This is a genomic window from Pseudomonas sp. FDAARGOS_380 (assembly GCF_002591235.1).
Taxonomy (GTDB): domain Bacteria; phylum Pseudomonadota; class Gammaproteobacteria; order Pseudomonadales; family Pseudomonadaceae; genus Aquipseudomonas; species Aquipseudomonas salmasensis.
The window spans coordinates 4488656-4503868 of record NZ_CP023969.1; the positions used below are offsets into that span (position 1 = coordinate 4488656).

Consider the following 15213-nt stretch of genomic DNA (forward strand, 5'->3'; position numbering starts at 1 on the left):
TTGGAACGGGATTGATTTTAGAAGATGTAGTCGGTAGTCAGGAAACTCGAATCGCGGTTGCGCAAAATGTCGCTGACCAACGCCTTGTTACTCTCCTGGAACTTGGTCGCCACCAAGGTGCGGATCGAGAACACGCGTAAGGCGTCATGTACCGACAACGTGCCCTCGGCCGAGTTCTTGCGCCCATTGAACGGGAAGGTATCCGGCCCACGCTGGCATTGGGCATTGATGTTGATGCGGCCCACCTGGTTGGCGAAGGTGTCTACCAGGCGCCCGACTTCCACGGGGTCGGTGCCAAAGAGGCTCAACTGCTGGCCGAAATCCGAGTCCAGCACGTAGTCGATCACGGTTTCCAGGTCACGGTAGGGCACGATCGGCACCACCGGGCCGAATTGCTCTTCGTGGTAGACGCGCATCTGTGGGTTCACCGGGTACAGCACCGCCGGGTAGAAGAACGAACCCCGGCTGCTGCCGCCTTCGGCATTCATCACTTTGGCGCCATGGCGCGCCGCGTCGGCCACCAGTTCGTTGAGGTAATCGACCTTGCCCACTTCCGGCAGTGGCGTCAGCGCCACGCCATCCTCCCAGGGCATGCCGGGCTTGAGCGTCGCCAGCTTGGCGTTGAATTTCTCGATAAAGCGGTCGACCACGTCTTCATGCACGAACAGGATCTTCAACGCGGTGCAACGCTGGCCGTTGAACGACAGCGAGCCGGTGACGGCTTCGTTCACCGCGTTGTCCAGGTCCACTTCGGGCAGTACGATCCCCGGGTTTTTGGCATCCAGCCCCAGCGCAGCGCGCAAACGGTGCGGCTTGGGGTGCAGCTTTTTCAAATCACTGGCGGCCTTGTTGGTGCCGATAAACGCAAAGATGTCGATCTTGCCGCTGGCCATCAGCGCGCTCACGGTCTCGCGGCCGCTGCCGTAGATCACGTTGATCACCCCGGCCGGGAAGCTGTCGCGGAAGGCTTCCAGCAAGGGGCGGATCAACAGCACACCCAGCTTGGCCGGCTTGAACACCACGGTATTGCCCATGATCAGCGCCGGGATCAGCGTGGTGAAGGTCTCGTTCAACGGGTAGTTGTAAGGCCCCATGCACAACGCCACGCCCAGGGGCACGCGGCGGATCTGGCCGAGGGTGTCCTGCTCCAGTTCAAAGCGGCTGCTGCGGCGGTCGAGTTCCTTGAGGGCATTGATGGTGTCGGTGATGTAGTCGCAGGTGCGGTCGAATTCTTTCTGCGAGTCTTTGAGGTTTTTGCCGATCTCCCACATCAGCAGCTTGACCACCGCATCGCGCTGTTCGCGCATGCGCCGCAGGAACGCCTCGACGTGCTGGATACGCTCTACCACGCGCATCGTCGGCCATGCACCTTGGCCACGGTCGTAGGCGCGCACGGCAGCATCCAAAGCGGTGAGGGCGGTGTCGGCATCCAGCAGCGGCGTGCTGCCGATGTGCACGCGCTCCTCACCTAGTTGCACCGGGCTTTGCACGCGGGCAAGCGAGCCGTTCCACACCTGTAACTGGCCATCGACCAGGTATTCACGTTGCTCAATGGGCGCCGCCAGGCGAAATTGCTCGGGAATCTGCGCGGTGGAGGTGGGAAACAGCTGGGCGAGCAGGTTGCTGGTGGTCATGTCGCTACCCCTGGAATAGTTGCAAAACATGACTAGAGAGTCACCCAACAAGCGGCTCTAACGCAAGGCTTGCGCGCATTCTTGTTCGCAGCGCGGTGTACGCCGGGTAAACTGCGCGGCTTTTCAGAAGGAGTTCACATGAGTCAGTACCAGCCGGGCATTCTTGCCGCACCGGTGCCTTTGCAGGCCCGCCATCTGTTTTTCGCCCTCGATTCGTTGCAAGCCTTGCCCGCTGCGCTGGACGCACTGGTGCAGTTGACGGAAGCGGCGGCTGTGGTGGGGTTCGGTGAGCCGCTGGTCAAGGCACTGGGCGCCGAGATCCCAGGGCTGCGCTCATTCCCGGCCGTCAGCGGCCCTGGCGCTCACAACCCGTCGACTCAACAGGCGCTGTGGGTATGGCTGCATGGGGTGGATCGCGGTGAGTTGCTGCTGCGCAGCCGGGCCGTGGAAAAAGCCCTGGCCCCGGCGTTTCGCCTGGTGCAGTCGACTGAAGGCTTCCGCTACAAGACCGGTTTTGACCTGACCGACTACGAAGACGGCACCGAAAACCCCCACGACGATGCCGCCGTGGAAGCCGCGCTGACCGACAGCGGCGCCAGCTTCGCTGCTATCCAGCAATGGCAGCACTACCTTGACGGGTTCGCCGCGTTGCCTGCCCAGGAGCGTGATCACATCATTGGCCGCCGCCATGGCGATAACGAAGAGCTCGACGACGCCCCCGAGTCGGCCCATACCAAGCGCACCGCCCAGGAAAGCTTCACGCCGGAAGCCTTCGTAGTGCGCCGCTCCATGCCCTGGGCCGAAAATGGCCAGGCGGGGTTGATGTTCCTCGCGTTTGGTCATTCATTCGATGCGTTCGAAGCGCAGTTGCGACGCATGAGTGGGTTGGAAGATGGGATTGTCGATGGCCTGTATCGCATCAGCAAGCCGTTGACGGGGGGCTATTACTGGTGCCCGCCGCTGAAGGACGGGCGCCTGGACCTGGACGTGGTTTTTGAGACGCGCCGCTTGCCTTGAGCGATCATTGCCCCCTGTAGGAGCGAGCTTGCTCGCGAAAAGCGTCAACGATAACGCGCGCCGCCAGAATCAACGCGGCGCCTTCGCGTTTTTCGCGAGCAAGCTCGCTCCTACAGAAAGCTTAACCGAGCATTTTCACCTTGCCGCTGTGCAGCTTGTACACGCCGCCCACTATCAGCAGTTTTCCCGCCGCGACCGCATCGGCCAACAAGCTTGATTCAGCCATGAGCCGCGCCATGGTGTCGGTGACATTTTGTGCAATGGCGTTTTCAAGCAGGTCGCCTGGCGCTTTCAATACCTTGTTCACCGAGGGTTTGAAAGTATCGGCCAAGCCCTGGATCTTGCCCGGGAAGCGGGCGTTATCCTTGACGGCCTTGACCCCCGCCGCGACGGCGCCACACATGTCGTGCCCCAATACCATGATCAGCGGCGTGCCCAATACCGCTACCGCGTATTCGAGGCTGGCAAGCCCGTTATCGGTGACGAAATTGCCCGCGACCCGTACCGCGAAGAGGTCGCCAAGGGCAGTGTCGAACGTGTACTCAGGGGCGATCCGCGAATCGGCGCAGCTCAATACCGCGACGAACGGATTTTGCCCGTTCACCAACACTTTGCGTTCGCGCATGAAGTCGTGACGGCTGGTTACGTCGTTGGTATAGCGTTGGTTGCCCTCCATCAACCGCTGCAAGGCAAGCTGTGGGCTGAGGTCGTTGGCGGGCTTGGGGCGCTCTGTCGGCGCTGGTGTTGCGTACGCGAGTGAGGGCAGCGCCCCGGCCAGTAGCGTTGCGCCTGTACTGACGGCAGCCAGGCGCAGGAAGTTTCGACGGTCTTTGAGGTGAGTTGGGCGGTCGCACATGGGCAAGGTTCTCAGGCGGGTTTGAGAGCACTAGGGTGCGAACCACGTACCGAAAGAGATGTAAGGAATATCCGTTTTTTTGGCTTGCCCCGTGGACGCAGAGCCCGATCAACACAAGACTCAGTCCTTGTAAAACAGGCCTGGGGAAGGCTAGTGTGGCGGCCTGAATATTTCTGAATGTTTCAGTTTTATGTCCAGCCTTGCCCAACGCACCGCCAATACCACCTCGCGCCGCGCGGCACTGACCCTCGGGTTTTGCCTGCCCAGTGATGTGTTGCTGTACCTGCTGCTGCCAATGGAGTCCGAGGCGTTCGGCATCACGCTGGCCCAGGCCGGCGTATTGTTGGCGGCTAACCGTCTGGTACGCATCTTCGGTTACCGGCATGTACTGAATTTTTATGCACGCAACGGCGACCGCCTGACCTGCACGCTCGCCGCCAGCGCGGCAGCGCTGTGCGCACTGGGTAACTCGGTGCTGTCGGGCTTCGCTGCGCTGCTGGGCTTGCGACTGGTGTGGGGCCTGTGTTTTGCCGCGTTGAACCTGTCGACCCAGGTACTGGCGACATCTGAACCTGAAGGGGCGGCGCGAAGGGCGGGGCGCTCACGAGCATTAATCGCCTTTGGGCCGATGCTGGCCCTGCCTTTGGGCGGGTTGCTGACGTTATGGGCCGGGCCGCGCCCGATCTTCCTGATTCTCGCCGCCTGCTGTCTGGTGGGGGTATGGATCGCCCGGGGCTTACCCACCGCCGGTCATGACTTGCACAGCACGCCGGGGCGCCGCTTCAAGTGGCCGGACAGTGTGGCACTGTGGTCGTTTATCGAAGGTGTCGCCCTGGATGGCTTGTTCATCTTTGGCCTGTCGATCCAGGCGCAGAAGATCATGGGCGGGGATGCGGTGCTGATCGCCGGGGGCTTGATGGGCCTGCGCTACCTGTCGGAATTGCTCCTGAGCCCCTTGGGCGGGCGTGCGGCCCAGCGGTTTGGCGCCACGTCGATGCTGTTGTTGTTTTCGTTCCTGAGCGCCCTGGCCCTGGCTGCGTTCGGCAGCCATTGGGTGATCGTCGGCGCCGCAGCAGTGTTGGTGCTGCGTGCCCTGCAATTGCCCTTGGTGACCACCCTGGTGGCCGAGCGAAACCCCGGCATCCTGCGCGTGTCTGCCTTGGCGTCCAACGCCGTATGGCGCGATATCGGCGCCGGCCTCGGGCCGCTGCTGGCGGGCCTGTTGCTGCCTGTGGCCTCGGCGCCCTGGGTGTTTGGCCTGGCGGGTGCGGCGATTGCCGTGAGCGCAGTGTTTTGCTGGCGGGCCAAATTGCCCACTGACGTGTCCCTGAGGCGTTAAGCGCTCTTCAGGCTGTCCAGCCAGGCCGGGTCCAGCCGGGTTTGCGCAATATCGATGCCCAGCGCCTGCATCTTCGCCTTGTGGGCCTCGATCTCGCCCGCCAGTTGCGCCTGGGCGCTGGAGTTGGCGTCCAGTTCGTGCATCTGTGTCAGTCCCAGATGATAGAAACGCAACAGCTTGATGGCTGACGGGTCGTTGGCCTGTACCCGCTCGCTAACCTTGTGCATCACATTGGTCACGCTCATCAGGCTGCGCTTGAGCTGCCAGCCATACACCGCCGACGCCATCCAGGGTTGGGTCCAGAACGGGCCACGTACCAGCGCGACGGTGATCAACACGCCGGCAAAGACGCCGCCGACGTTGAAGCGAAAATTATCACCGCCAGGCTCACCGAACAGCATCACTGCCAGGCTCGATAACAGCATGGCCAAGGCCAGGAACAGCACGGCAATGACCAGTGTGCTGCGACGGGTCTGTTGGCGATAGGTGGCGGGGTCGCAGGGTTTGAGCTCGAACATCCGGGGCAGGTCTTCAGAAAGGGCGCTCATCTTCTCATGCTTGGCGCAATGAAGTTGAACGATGGCTGCGGGCGATTTCTCTAAAACGGTGAACCCTTCATGAGGTCAGCCGTCATGCCCGACTATAAACAGCCACCGCCTGGTACACCCGACCCGCATCGCACCCCCGGTGAAGAGGAGCGCGACAACGATGCGTTGCGCCCCAATGATCCGAAAGAACGAGGCCCGGACGACGATGTGCAGCGCGCCGAAGAAGACCTGGAAAACCTCCACGACAAAGCCCGCCCGCTTTAACAGGAGAACCTGATGAACAAGCGTACCGATGGCCCCCATTCCAACGAACATGCCAGTGGCAAGGATGAACTGGGCTTCGACCCGGACTCGCCGGACGTGGCCGACCCGCAGGTCGATCCGATCGGCCCGGCTATTGCGCCGCTGGACAAAAAGGACGACGAGACCGCGAAAAAAAAGCCGCCCTACGATCCGTTGGGCGACTTGAAGCAGTGAACCGAGCCCCGCCTATGTGCGGGGCTTTGTTTATCTGGGCGGGGACCAGCTGACGTCGCTGATGCCGTATTTTTCCGCCCAGGGCCGGGTGGTCTTTTTCACCTGCTCGTGACCCACGCGGCCGATGCGGCTGACATGGGCAATGTCGGCATCGACGGCCGCCCAATGCCAGGCCTCGGCGTTGTTCATCACTTCGGCGCGCACCACGAAAGACTTGGGTTTACCGTGTAGCTGATAGTGGACGGTGTAGATTTTTGCGGTACTCATGTTGCCTCCCAATCTTGTTATAGATGGATAGGCTGGCGCTCCAAAAGGTTCATTCAAAATGACAACGCACACAGAGGCGCGGCATAGTGACGCTCTCGCCCTGCGCCCAAGGATCGCGCCATGCACACACTCGCCAATAGCCGCCTGTACCTGCAACGCCTGGGCTATGCCTCGCCACCGCCGCCCACCCTGCAAACCCTGCGGGACCTGCAACTGCGCCATGTGTGCACCTTCGCCTTTGAAAGCCTGTCGACCCTGATGCATGCACCGGTGCCGATCGACCTGCCCAGCGTCGAGCGTAAGGTGCTGCATGAGGGGCGTGGCGGCTATTGCTACGAGTTGAACCAGCTGTTCCTGGCCCTGTTGCTGGAACTGGGCTTTGATGCCCGTGGCATCACCGGGCGCGTTGTGATCGGCGGCCCACCGGACGCCCACACTGGGCGAACCCATCGCTTGAGCCTGGTGACCCTCGACGGTGTGCGCTATATCACCGATGTCGGTTTTGGCGGCATGGTGCCCAGCAGTCCGTTGCAACTGGACACCGAAGCGCCCCAGGCCACCGCTCATGAGCCTTATCGACTGACGCTCAATCAAGGCAGCTACACGCTATGGGCCCAGGTGGGCGAGGAGTGGCGCGGCCTGTACGTGTTCGACCTGCAAACCCAGGCCGACATCGACTATGAAATCGGCAACTGGTACGTCTCCACGCACCCTGGCTCACCGTTCGTAGGGCAGTTGAAAGCCGCGCTGCTTGCGCCCGGTAAACGTCATACCTTGGCCAACGCCCGCTATGCCCTTCATTATCTGGATCGACCCAGCGAAAAGCGCACGCTCAAGAGTACCGATGAGTTACTGGGACTGTTGCGCGACACCTTCGGCATTCGGCTGCCGGAGCAGCCTCAACTTCGCGAAGCCGTTGAACACCTGATTCGCATGAATCCTGAAGAGTCTTGAGATAGAGCCTTCGCTGAACCGTTTTTTCTCCATTTTGGTGCAAATCCGTTCGAACTTTTCGCAAACGCCAGGGTTCGAACCGATTCCTGAATACTTTGCCCACCTTAAAATGGAGATGTAAAACGATGTCCAAACTATTCGGAAAATTCCTCAAGAACACCTCGTTGCTGGCCCTGGTGGCTGCGCCTGGCGTGGTGTTCGCAGCACCTTCCACTGACCCGATTTCCACGTTCGGGATCATGGGCAGCTACAACGACTTCAAACTTGAAGGCGGTAGCGAAAGCGACAAAGACCACATGCCCGAAGCCGGCCTGTTCTACAACTTCGGCAACAAGCTCACTGCCGAGTCGGGCTTTATCTACCAGGCCGGTATCGAAGCCAAGTACGGCGAAAAAAGCGATAACAAACTCAAGGAAGGGCAGGCCGACCTCGACCTCGGCTGGCGTGCCGCGCTGGATGCGCGCAATTTTGTCGACGTGATCGTGGGTGGCGGCTACAGCTGGACCCGCTACGAGCCGGACACCAATGGCTACGACATGAAGCTCACCAACAAGTCGCCGTTTGCCAAGGCCGCTTTGGGCTACAACCACCAGTTCGATGACATGACCCTGCGCGTTGAAGCCGGCGCCCGTCACACCATCGACGGCCGCGCCAAGCTCAAGGTAGACGGTGTTGGCAGCGACACCGTCGACCTCAAGGACCGCACCAACCCTTACGCCGAAGTCAGCCTGCTGATGAACCAGAAGGGCGACCTGCCAGTGATGGCGGGCCTGTACTACACCCGCACCGAGTACAAGCTCGATAACGATTCCTATGTGGCCGACAACACCAAGCTCAAGCGTGATGAGTATGGTTTCAAGGTGGGTATCGCGTTCTAACGCTGTTTACGCTGTAAAAACGCCCCGAATGCTCGGGGCGTTTTTTTTGCGGCTATTGCCGGTCAGCCCAATGCGGCAAGTTGCGCCACGGTTTCCGGAAAGCGCGCCACCAGTCGTATCAAAGTGACAGCCTGCGCATTCGGCTTGGCCCGGCCTTGCTCCCAGTTCTCCAAGGTGCGGGTGTTGGTGCGCAGGTACATAGCGAATACCGAGCGGGACAGGTTGAGTTGCTGGCGTACGGCGATTACCTCCTCAGCGCGCAGTGGCGCCAGCTTGTTGAGGTGCGCTTTGTGGGTGCGCAGGGTGATTTTGCCCTGGCGTTCATCGGCCAGGGCGTCGAAGCCTTCGACCAGTTCGGAAAAGATTTCACGTTTCATGGTGTGTTCTCGCTTTGATTTCCCTGTCTAGCATGTGTTTAAGGGCTTTCTTGTGTTGGGGTGTCAGGTCGTTCTGTTCGTGTTTGCCGTACAAAGTGAATAACCAGAATTGCGTACCGCCTGACCACCAGTAGTAAATGACCCGCAGGCCACCGCGCTTGCCTTTGTTTCGTCGCTCATCGACGAAGCGAACCTTTCTCAACCCGCCCGTTCCTTCGATCACGTCTCCCGCTTCTGGGTTTTTCATCAACTCCTGCTGAAAACCGTGAAAAAGCTCATCGCTCAGATAGTCCCTGCGATGCCGTTCGAATGCCGGCAGTTCGATAAATAGAGCATCCATGTTCTGTACGTAGCCTGCGTATAGTTTGGTGGCCCACTTGCTATGGGTCAAGCGCCCAAGCTGTGGGAACTTTCTTAAAACGCAAACACCTTAAGGCCGCATCCAGCGGGGAAGATGCCGGATGAGGAGGCAGATTGAAGAGGAAATTTCAGCGACTAGGGAAGGGAAAAAGCCAGGCTACTGAAACGCAAAACGGCGCCCAAAGGCGCCGTTCTGTTTACTTCATCAACCTAAGCGATCAAACGCCCAGCATCGCGTGCTGCACCAGGGTGAGCAACGGTTGTGGGTACACGCCCAGGAAGAAGGCGAGCAGGGCGATAGCCAGCAGCATCACGCCACCGGCTTTCTGTTCCCAGTGCAGCTCGGCATCCACACGGCGCAGGTTTGGCTCGATCAGGTACAGGGTCACCATCACGCGCAGGTAGTAGAACACGCCGATGGCGCTGCCCAGTACCAGCGAGGCTACCAGCCACCATTCGTGGGCCTCAACACCGGTAGCGACGATGTAGAACTTGCCGATAAAGCCCGCGGTCAGCGGAATACCGGCCAGGGACAGCATCATCACGGTGAGTACGGCGGTCAGGTACGGACGGCGCCAGAACAGGCCGCGGTATTCGTACAGGGCGTCGGCGTCACGGCCTTTGTACGGCGACGACATCAAGGTGATGACGCCGAACGCACCCAGGCTGGTGATCACGTAGGTGACCAGGTACACGCCAATGGCTTCCACGGCCAGGCCTTTGCTCGCCACCAGGGCGATCAGCAGGTAGCCGAAGTGGGCGATGGACGAATAACCCAGCAGACGCTTGAGGTTGTTCTGGGTCAGGGCCAGCAGGTTACCGAACAGGATCGACGCAATGGCGATCACGGTCAGTACGTTGCTCAGCACGCCGGTGTTGGCGGCGGGGGAGATTTGGAACAGACGCACCATCACCGCAAACACGGCCACCTTGGACGCCGTGGCCAGGAACGCGGCCACCGGCGCTGGAGCGCCTTCGTACACGTCCGGAGTCCACAGGTGGAACGGCACCAGCGACAGCTTGAACGCCAGGCCGATCAGCATCATCGCCAGGCCCAGTTGGGCAATCGGCGCTGGGCTGTTGGTGGCGGCCAGGGCGTGGCCGATACCGGTGAAGCTCAGGCTGCCGGCTTCGGCGTAGAGCAGGGCCATACCAAACAACAGGAACGCGGAACCGGCGGCCGACAGCACCATGTACTTGATGCCGGCTTCCAGGGAGCGCTTGTTGAAGAAGGCGTAGGCCACCAGGCCGTAGGTCGGGATCGACAGCAGTTCCAGGCCGATGAACAGGCCCGCCAGGTGCTGCGCGCTGACCAGCACGATACCGCCGGCCGCAGCCAGCAGGATCAGCAGGTACAGCTCTTCCTTGTTGCCCGGGTAGCCGGTGCCGCCTTCGCCGAGGTAGGCGTGGGCGAGGGTGACGCAGGCCAGGGTCGCCACCAGGATCAGGGCGATGTACAGCAACGCGAAGTCATCGACCATCATCAATGGCGTGACCGCCAGTGGCGCGACCTTGAGGGCCGGGATGATCGACAGCAGGGCCAGGTTCAACCCGGCGCAGGACAGCAGGAACGTTTGCGAGTGATTGCGGCGCCAGGCGATCGCCAGCATCACCACCACGATGGTGAGGCTGGTAATCAGCAGCGGCGCAAGCGCGATAAAGTGTTGGATCGTGAATTCCATAGCGCTCTTACCGGGCCGAAGCGAGTTGGGAGAAGGCGGTGCCGAACCACTGCTGCACGCCATGCATCGTTGCGGCAGAAGTGTCCAGGAACGGTTGCGGGTACACGCCGATGAAGATCAGCAATACCGCAAGGCCGAGCACCATGATCAGTTCGCGCGCATCCATCCCTTGCAGGACGGTGTCGGACTTGGCCGGGCCGAAATAGGCACGGTGGATCATGATCAGCGAGTAGACCGAACCGAACACCAGGCCGGACGTGGCGATGGCGCTGATCCACGGCGTCTGCACAAAGGCCCCCATCAGGATCAGGAATTCGCCGATGAAGTTACCGGTACCCGGCAAGCCCAGCGACGCGGCGGCGAAGAACAGGCTGATAGCCGGCAGGTAAGCGATGCGCGACCACACGCCACCCATTTCACGCATGTCACGGGTATGCAGACGCTCGTACAACTGACCACTCAGGATAAAGAGGGCAGCGGCCGAAACACCGTGTGCCAACATCTGGATCACTGCGCCCTGCAGCGCCAGTTGGCTGCCGGAGTAGATGCCGATCAGTACGAAACCCATGTGGGAAACGGACGAGAAGGCAATCAGACGCTTGATGTCGGTTTGCGCGAAGGCCAGGAACGCACCGTAGAAGATCCCGATCAGACCCAGGGTCATGGCGATCGGCGCGAATTCGGCCGAAGCATTCGGGAACAGCGGCAGGGCGAAACGCAGCAGGCCGTAGGCAGCGGTCTTCAACAGGATACCGGCCAGGTCCACGGAGCCGGCAGTCGGCGCCTGGGCGTGGGCGTCAGGCAACCAGGAGTGGAACGGCACCACCGGCAGCTTCACCGCGAAGGCGATGAAGAAGCCCAGCATCAGCACGTACTCGGTGGTCAGCGACATCTTGGTTTTCAACAGGTCGGCGTAGTTGAAGGTAATCACGCCGGTGTTGTTGAAGTTGACCAGTACCAGGCCCAGGATCGCCACCAACATGATCAGGCCGGAAGCCTGGGTGAAGATGAAGAACTTGGTCGCCGCGTAGATCCGGGTTTTCTTGCCGTCCGAAGAACTGTGACCCCAGAGCGCGATGAGGAAGTACATCGGCACCAGCATCATTTCCCAGAAGAAGAAGAACATGAACAGGTCAAGGGCGAGGAACACGCCGACAACACCGCCCAGGATCCACATCAGGTTCAGGTGGAAGAAGCCCACGTGACGCTGGATCTCTTTCCAGGAGCAGAGTACCGAGAGGATACCCAGCAGACCGGTCAGCAGGATCATCAACAGCGACAGGCCGTCGAGGGCCAGGTGCACGTTGATGCCGAAGCGCTGGATCCACACGTGCTTGAATTCAAGCGCGAAGGTGGGGTCGACACCCGGTGCCGGAGCGAATGAATAGTCACCATGGGCCCACAGCCAGAGGCCGAGCGCGAGTTCCAGGGACATGGTCAGCAACGCAATCCAGCGGGGGAGGGTGGCGCCGAAGCGTTCACCCATCCAGCAGAGCAGGCCGCCGATAAAGGGGATCAGGATTAGCCAGGGCAGAATCATGACGGGCTCGTTTCCTTTCGCAAGTTCGCAAAGTACGCAGTGCACTTAAACATAGTCAGACCGCTACCACGACGATGGCGCCGATCACCAGAACGGCACCCGCCGCCATGGACGCTGCATACCAACGCAATTGGCCGGTCTCGCTGCGGCTCAGGGCGGTGTGACCGGCCTTGGCGGCACGCGGGATCAAACCGATGGTCTGGTCGAGCGGGTCTTTGCGCAGCACGTGGCTGATCGCAAGGTAAGGTTTGACGAACAGTTTGTCGTAGATCCAATCGAAGCCCCAGGCAGCGAACCACCAGGCCGACAGGAAGCGACCAATGCCACTGTTGGCCACGGCGGTCACGAAGCGACGCTTGCCGAGGAACAGCAGGGCCGCCAGCAGGATACCGGCGATGGCGATGGCGCCCGAGGCGATTTCCAGGCTGTGCTGGGCTTCGCCACCGGCATGGCCGACGCTTTGTGGCAACACGCCGTGCAGCGGCGGGGTGATCATCGCGCCGACGAAGGTCGACAGTACGATCAGCACCGACAGTGGCAACCAGTGGGAGATGCCGTGGCCTGCGTGCGCTTCGGTCTTGGCTTCACCGTGGAAGGTGATGAAGATCAGGCGGAAGGTGTACAGCGAGGTCATGAACGCACCCACCAGGCCTGCGTACAGCAGGTTCTGGTTACCGCTGGCGAAAGCTTCCCAGAGGATCTCGTCCTTGGAGTAGAAGCCGGCGGTCACCAGCGGCAGGGCGGCCAGTGCGGCACCACCGACGATGAAGCTGGCGTAGGCCAGTGGCAGTTTCTTCCACAGGCCGCCCATCTTGAAGATGTTCTGCTCGTGGTGGCAGGCCACGATCACCGCACCGGAGGCGAGGAACAGCAGGGCCTTGAAGAACGCGTGGGTCATCAGGTGGAAGATCGCCGCGTCCCAGGCGCCAACGCCCAGGGCCAGGAACATGTAGCCGATCTGGCTCATGGTCGAGTAGGCGAGGATACGCTTGATGTCGGTCTGCACCAGCGCGGCGAAGCCGGCCAGTACCAGGGTCACGCCGCCGACGATGCCCACCAGGTGCAGGATGTCCGGCGCCAGGGTGAACAGGCCGTGGGTACGGGCGATCAGGTAGACACCGGCGGTTACCATGGTTGCAGCGTGGATCAGTGCCGATACCGGCGTAGGGCCGGCCATCGCATCCGCCAGCCAGGTTTGCAGCGGCAGTTGCGCGGATTTACCCACGGCGCCGCCCAGCAGCATCAGGGTCGCCAGGGTGATCCAGAAGTCGCCGACCTGGAATTTCTGCGGAGCCAGCACCAGCAGTTCCTGGATGTTCAGCGTGCCCACCTGTTGGAACAGGATGAACAGGCCGATTGCCATGAACACGTCGCCGATGCGGGTGACGATAAATGCCTTGAGTGCCGCGTTACCGTTGTTGCGGTTGCTGTAGTAGAAACCGATCAACAGGTAGGAGCACAGGCCCACGCCTTCCCAGCCGAAGTACAGGAACAACAGGTTATCGCCCAGCACCAGGAACAGCATGCTGGCGATAAACAGGTTGGTGTACGAGAAGAAGCGCGAGTAGCCCGCTTCACCGCGCATGTACCAGGACGCGAACAGGTGGATCAGGAAGCCCACACCCACCACCACGCCGAGCATGGTGATCGACAGGCCATCAATGTAGAGGGCGAAGTTGGGCTTGAAGCCCTCAACCGCCATCCACTGCCACAGCACCAGGGTGTAGTGACCGCCTTCAGGCGGTGCCACGTTGAATTGCCAGATGACGTAGGCGGCCACGATGGCCGACAGGCCGATGGAGCCCACGCCGATCAAGGCCGAGAGGTTTTCCGACCAGCGCCCGCGAGAGAACGACAGCAGCAGGAAACCGATCAGGGGGAATACGAAAGTCAGAAAGATCATGTTCATCCGCGCATCTCACTGGCAGCGTCGATATCAAGCGTGTGGAAGCGACGATACAGCTGCAGCAGGATCGCCAGGCCAATACTGGCTTCGGCGGCTGCCAGGCTGATCACCAGGATGAACATCACTTGCCCATCCGGCTGGCCCCAACGTGCGCCTGCCACGATGAACGCCAGTGCTGCGGCGTTCATCATGATTTCCAGGCTCATCAACACGAACAGAATGTTACGGCGAACCATCAGGCCGACCAGGCCAAGGCAGAACAGGATGCCGGCGACCGCCAGACCATGCTCCAAAGGGATAGCAGGCATCGTCATTGCTCCTTGGCTTCGTTGCGGCCCAAGTGGAAGGCCGTGATGGCTGCGGCGAGCAGCAGCATCGAAGCCAGTTCGACCACCAGCAGGTACGGACCGAACAGGCTGATGCCTACGGCTTTCGCGTCTACGGTGGTGTGGCCGATGGCCTGGCCGCTCTGGTGAGCGAACAGCACATACAGCAGTTCACCCAGCAGCAAGGCTGCGAGCACAACCGGGCCGAGCCAGATGCCGGGCTTGAGCCAGACGCGTTCCTGGGCGACCGAAGCCGGCCCCAGGTTGAGCATCATCACCACAAACACGAACAGCACCATGATGGCGCCGGCGTAGGCGATCACTTCCAGCACACCGGCGAACGGTGCGCCGAGGCTGAAAAAGGTCATGGCCACGGCGATCAGCGAAATGATCAGGTAGAGCAGGGCGTGCACGGGGTTAGTGTTGGTGATCACGCGAAGCGTGGACACCACTGCAATACCCGATGCGAAATAGAAAGCGAATTCCATCTTTCTTCCTTAAGGCAGCAAGCTCTTCACGTTGATCGGCTCGGCTTCGTTTTGTGCGGCGCCTTTTGGCTTACCGGCAACGGCCATACCTGCAACACGATAGAAGTTGTAATCAGGGTTTTTACCGGGACCAGAGATCAGCAGATCTTCTTTCTCGTACACCAGGTCCTGACGTTTGAACTCGGCCATCTCGAAATCCGGGGTGAGCTGGATCGCGGTGGTCGGGCAAGCTTCCTCGCAGAGGCCGCAGAAAATGCAGCGCGAGAAGTTGATGCGGAAGAAGTCCGGGTACCAGCGACCGTCTTCGGTTTCAGCTTTCTGCAGGGAAATGCAACCCACCGGGCACGCCACGGCGCACAGGTTGCAGGCTACGCAACGCTCTTCGCCGTCGGGGTCGCGGGTCAGTACGATGCGGCCGCGATAGCGCGGCGGCAGGTACACCGCTTCTTCGGGGTATTGCAGGGTGTCGCGTTTGCGAAAGCCGTGACCGAACACCATCACCAGGCTTCGCAACTGGGTACCGGTACCCTTAACGATGTCGCCAATATATTTGAACATGGGTCA

18 protein-coding genes are annotated in these 15213 nt (G+C 60.8%); 6 read left to right on the forward strand and 12 right to left on the reverse strand.

What is annotated here, in order from left to right:
• Positions 1-17 precede the first annotated feature (17 nt).
• The gene (locus tag CRN80_RS21140; protein ID WP_098950981.1) at positions 18-1634 is read right to left on the reverse strand and encodes an NADP-dependent glyceraldehyde-3-phosphate dehydrogenase; all 1617 of its coding nucleotides are present in this window, start codon (positions 1632-1634) and stop codon (positions 18-20) included.
• A 138-nt stretch (positions 1635-1772) separates the two neighbouring features.
• Between CRN80_RS21140 and CRN80_RS21145 the strand changes: the two genes are divergently transcribed.
• A complete protein-coding gene (locus CRN80_RS21145; protein ID WP_098950983.1) occupies positions 1773-2651 on the forward strand; it encodes a Dyp-type peroxidase in 879 nt (292 codons plus the stop codon).
• 121 nt (positions 2652-2772) lie between these two features.
• Here the strand turns inward: CRN80_RS21145 and CRN80_RS21150 are convergent, their stop codons facing one another.
• Positions 2773-3507, reverse strand: a complete 735-nt coding sequence (locus CRN80_RS21150; RefSeq protein ID WP_098950985.1) for a carbonic anhydrase — start codon at positions 3505-3507, stop codon at positions 2773-2775.
• A gap of 190 nt (positions 3508-3697) precedes the next feature.
• On the opposite strand from CRN80_RS21150, the gene CRN80_RS21155 reads away from it, so the two are divergent.
• Entirely contained in the window at positions 3698-4846 is a 1149-nt protein-coding gene (locus tag CRN80_RS21155; protein ID WP_098950987.1) for an MFS transporter, read from the forward strand.
• Here the strand turns inward: CRN80_RS21155 and CRN80_RS21160 are convergent.
• Complete coding sequence (locus tag CRN80_RS21160) at positions 4843-5364, reverse strand: DUF3087 family protein (protein WP_098952665.1); 522 nt, start codon at positions 5362-5364, stop codon at positions 4843-4845. The two genes, CRN80_RS21155 and CRN80_RS21160, sit on opposite strands and share 4 nt — an antisense overlap.
• Positions 5365-5478: 114 nt before the next feature.
• Between CRN80_RS21160 and CRN80_RS21165 the strand changes: the two genes are divergently transcribed.
• Both CRN80_RS21165 and CRN80_RS21170 read left to right on the forward strand, forming a co-directional pair.
• The gene (locus CRN80_RS21165) at positions 5479-5658 is read left to right on the forward strand and encodes a hypothetical protein (RefSeq protein ID WP_003192131.1); all 180 of its coding nucleotides are present in this window, start codon (positions 5479-5481) and stop codon (positions 5656-5658) included.
• Between the two features lie 12 nt (positions 5659-5670).
• Positions 5671-5871: a DUF6021 family protein gene (locus tag CRN80_RS21170; protein ID WP_078467858.1), complete on the forward strand. Its 201-nt coding sequence runs from the start codon at positions 5671-5673 to the stop codon at positions 5869-5871.
• Between the two features lie 30 nt (positions 5872-5901).
• Here CRN80_RS21170 and CRN80_RS21175 read toward each other — a convergent pair whose 3' ends face one another.
• Complete coding sequence (locus CRN80_RS21175; RefSeq protein ID WP_003192128.1) at positions 5902-6138, reverse strand: DUF6555 family protein; 237 nt, start codon at positions 6136-6138, stop codon at positions 5902-5904.
• Between the two features lie 120 nt (positions 6139-6258).
• Between CRN80_RS21175 and CRN80_RS21180 the strand changes: the two genes are divergently transcribed.
• Positions 6259-7092: an arylamine N-acetyltransferase gene (locus CRN80_RS21180; RefSeq protein ID WP_098950989.1), complete on the forward strand. Its 834-nt coding sequence runs from the start codon at positions 6259-6261 to the stop codon at positions 7090-7092.
• A 125-nt stretch (positions 7093-7217) separates the two neighbouring features.
• The gene (locus CRN80_RS21185; protein WP_003192126.1) at positions 7218-7970 is read left to right on the forward strand and encodes an outer membrane beta-barrel protein; all 753 of its coding nucleotides are present in this window, start codon (positions 7218-7220) and stop codon (positions 7968-7970) included.
• Between the two features lie 62 nt (positions 7971-8032).
• Here CRN80_RS21185 and CRN80_RS21190 read toward each other — a convergent pair whose 3' ends face one another.
• From CRN80_RS21190 to nuoI, 8 genes are all read right to left on the reverse strand, one after another.
• The gene (locus CRN80_RS21190) at positions 8033-8347 is read right to left on the reverse strand and encodes a DNA-binding transcriptional regulator (RefSeq protein WP_032896658.1); all 315 of its coding nucleotides are present in this window, start codon (positions 8345-8347) and stop codon (positions 8033-8035) included.
• Positions 8337-8687: a toxin gene (locus CRN80_RS21195; RefSeq protein WP_003192123.1), complete on the reverse strand. Its 351-nt coding sequence runs from the start codon at positions 8685-8687 to the stop codon at positions 8337-8339. Before CRN80_RS21195 ends, CRN80_RS21190 begins: the two co-directional genes overlap by 11 nt.
• A gap of 238 nt (positions 8688-8925) precedes the next feature.
• Positions 8926-10389, reverse strand: a complete 1464-nt coding sequence (gene nuoN / locus CRN80_RS21200; protein ID WP_098950991.1) for an NADH-quinone oxidoreductase subunit NuoN — start codon at positions 10387-10389, stop codon at positions 8926-8928.
• A gap of 7 nt (positions 10390-10396) precedes the next feature.
• Positions 10397-11929 carry an NADH-quinone oxidoreductase subunit M gene (gene nuoM, locus CRN80_RS21205; RefSeq protein WP_014718913.1) on the reverse strand — a complete coding sequence of 511 codons (1533 nt, stop codon included), beginning with the start codon at positions 11927-11929 and terminating at the stop codon, positions 10397-10399.
• A gap of 55 nt (positions 11930-11984) precedes the next feature.
• On the reverse strand, positions 11985-13838 hold the full coding sequence (nuoL, locus tag CRN80_RS21210; protein ID WP_044274602.1) for an NADH-quinone oxidoreductase subunit L: 1854 nt from the start codon (positions 13836-13838) through the stop codon (positions 11985-11987).
• Complete coding sequence (gene nuoK / locus CRN80_RS21215) at positions 13835-14143, reverse strand: NADH-quinone oxidoreductase subunit NuoK (RefSeq protein ID WP_003174727.1); 309 nt, start codon at positions 14141-14143, stop codon at positions 13835-13837. The genes nuoL and nuoK overlap by 4 nt, the downstream gene beginning before the upstream one ends.
• Before the next feature lie 2 nt (positions 14144-14145).
• Positions 14146-14649, reverse strand: a complete 504-nt coding sequence (nuoJ, locus tag CRN80_RS21220) for an NADH-quinone oxidoreductase subunit J (protein ID WP_003174726.1) — start codon at positions 14647-14649, stop codon at positions 14146-14148.
• A 9-nt stretch (positions 14650-14658) separates the two neighbouring features.
• Positions 14659-15207, reverse strand: a complete 549-nt coding sequence (nuoI, locus tag CRN80_RS21225; protein WP_003174725.1) for an NADH-quinone oxidoreductase subunit NuoI — start codon at positions 15205-15207, stop codon at positions 14659-14661.
• Positions 15208-15213: the final 6 nt, after the last annotated feature.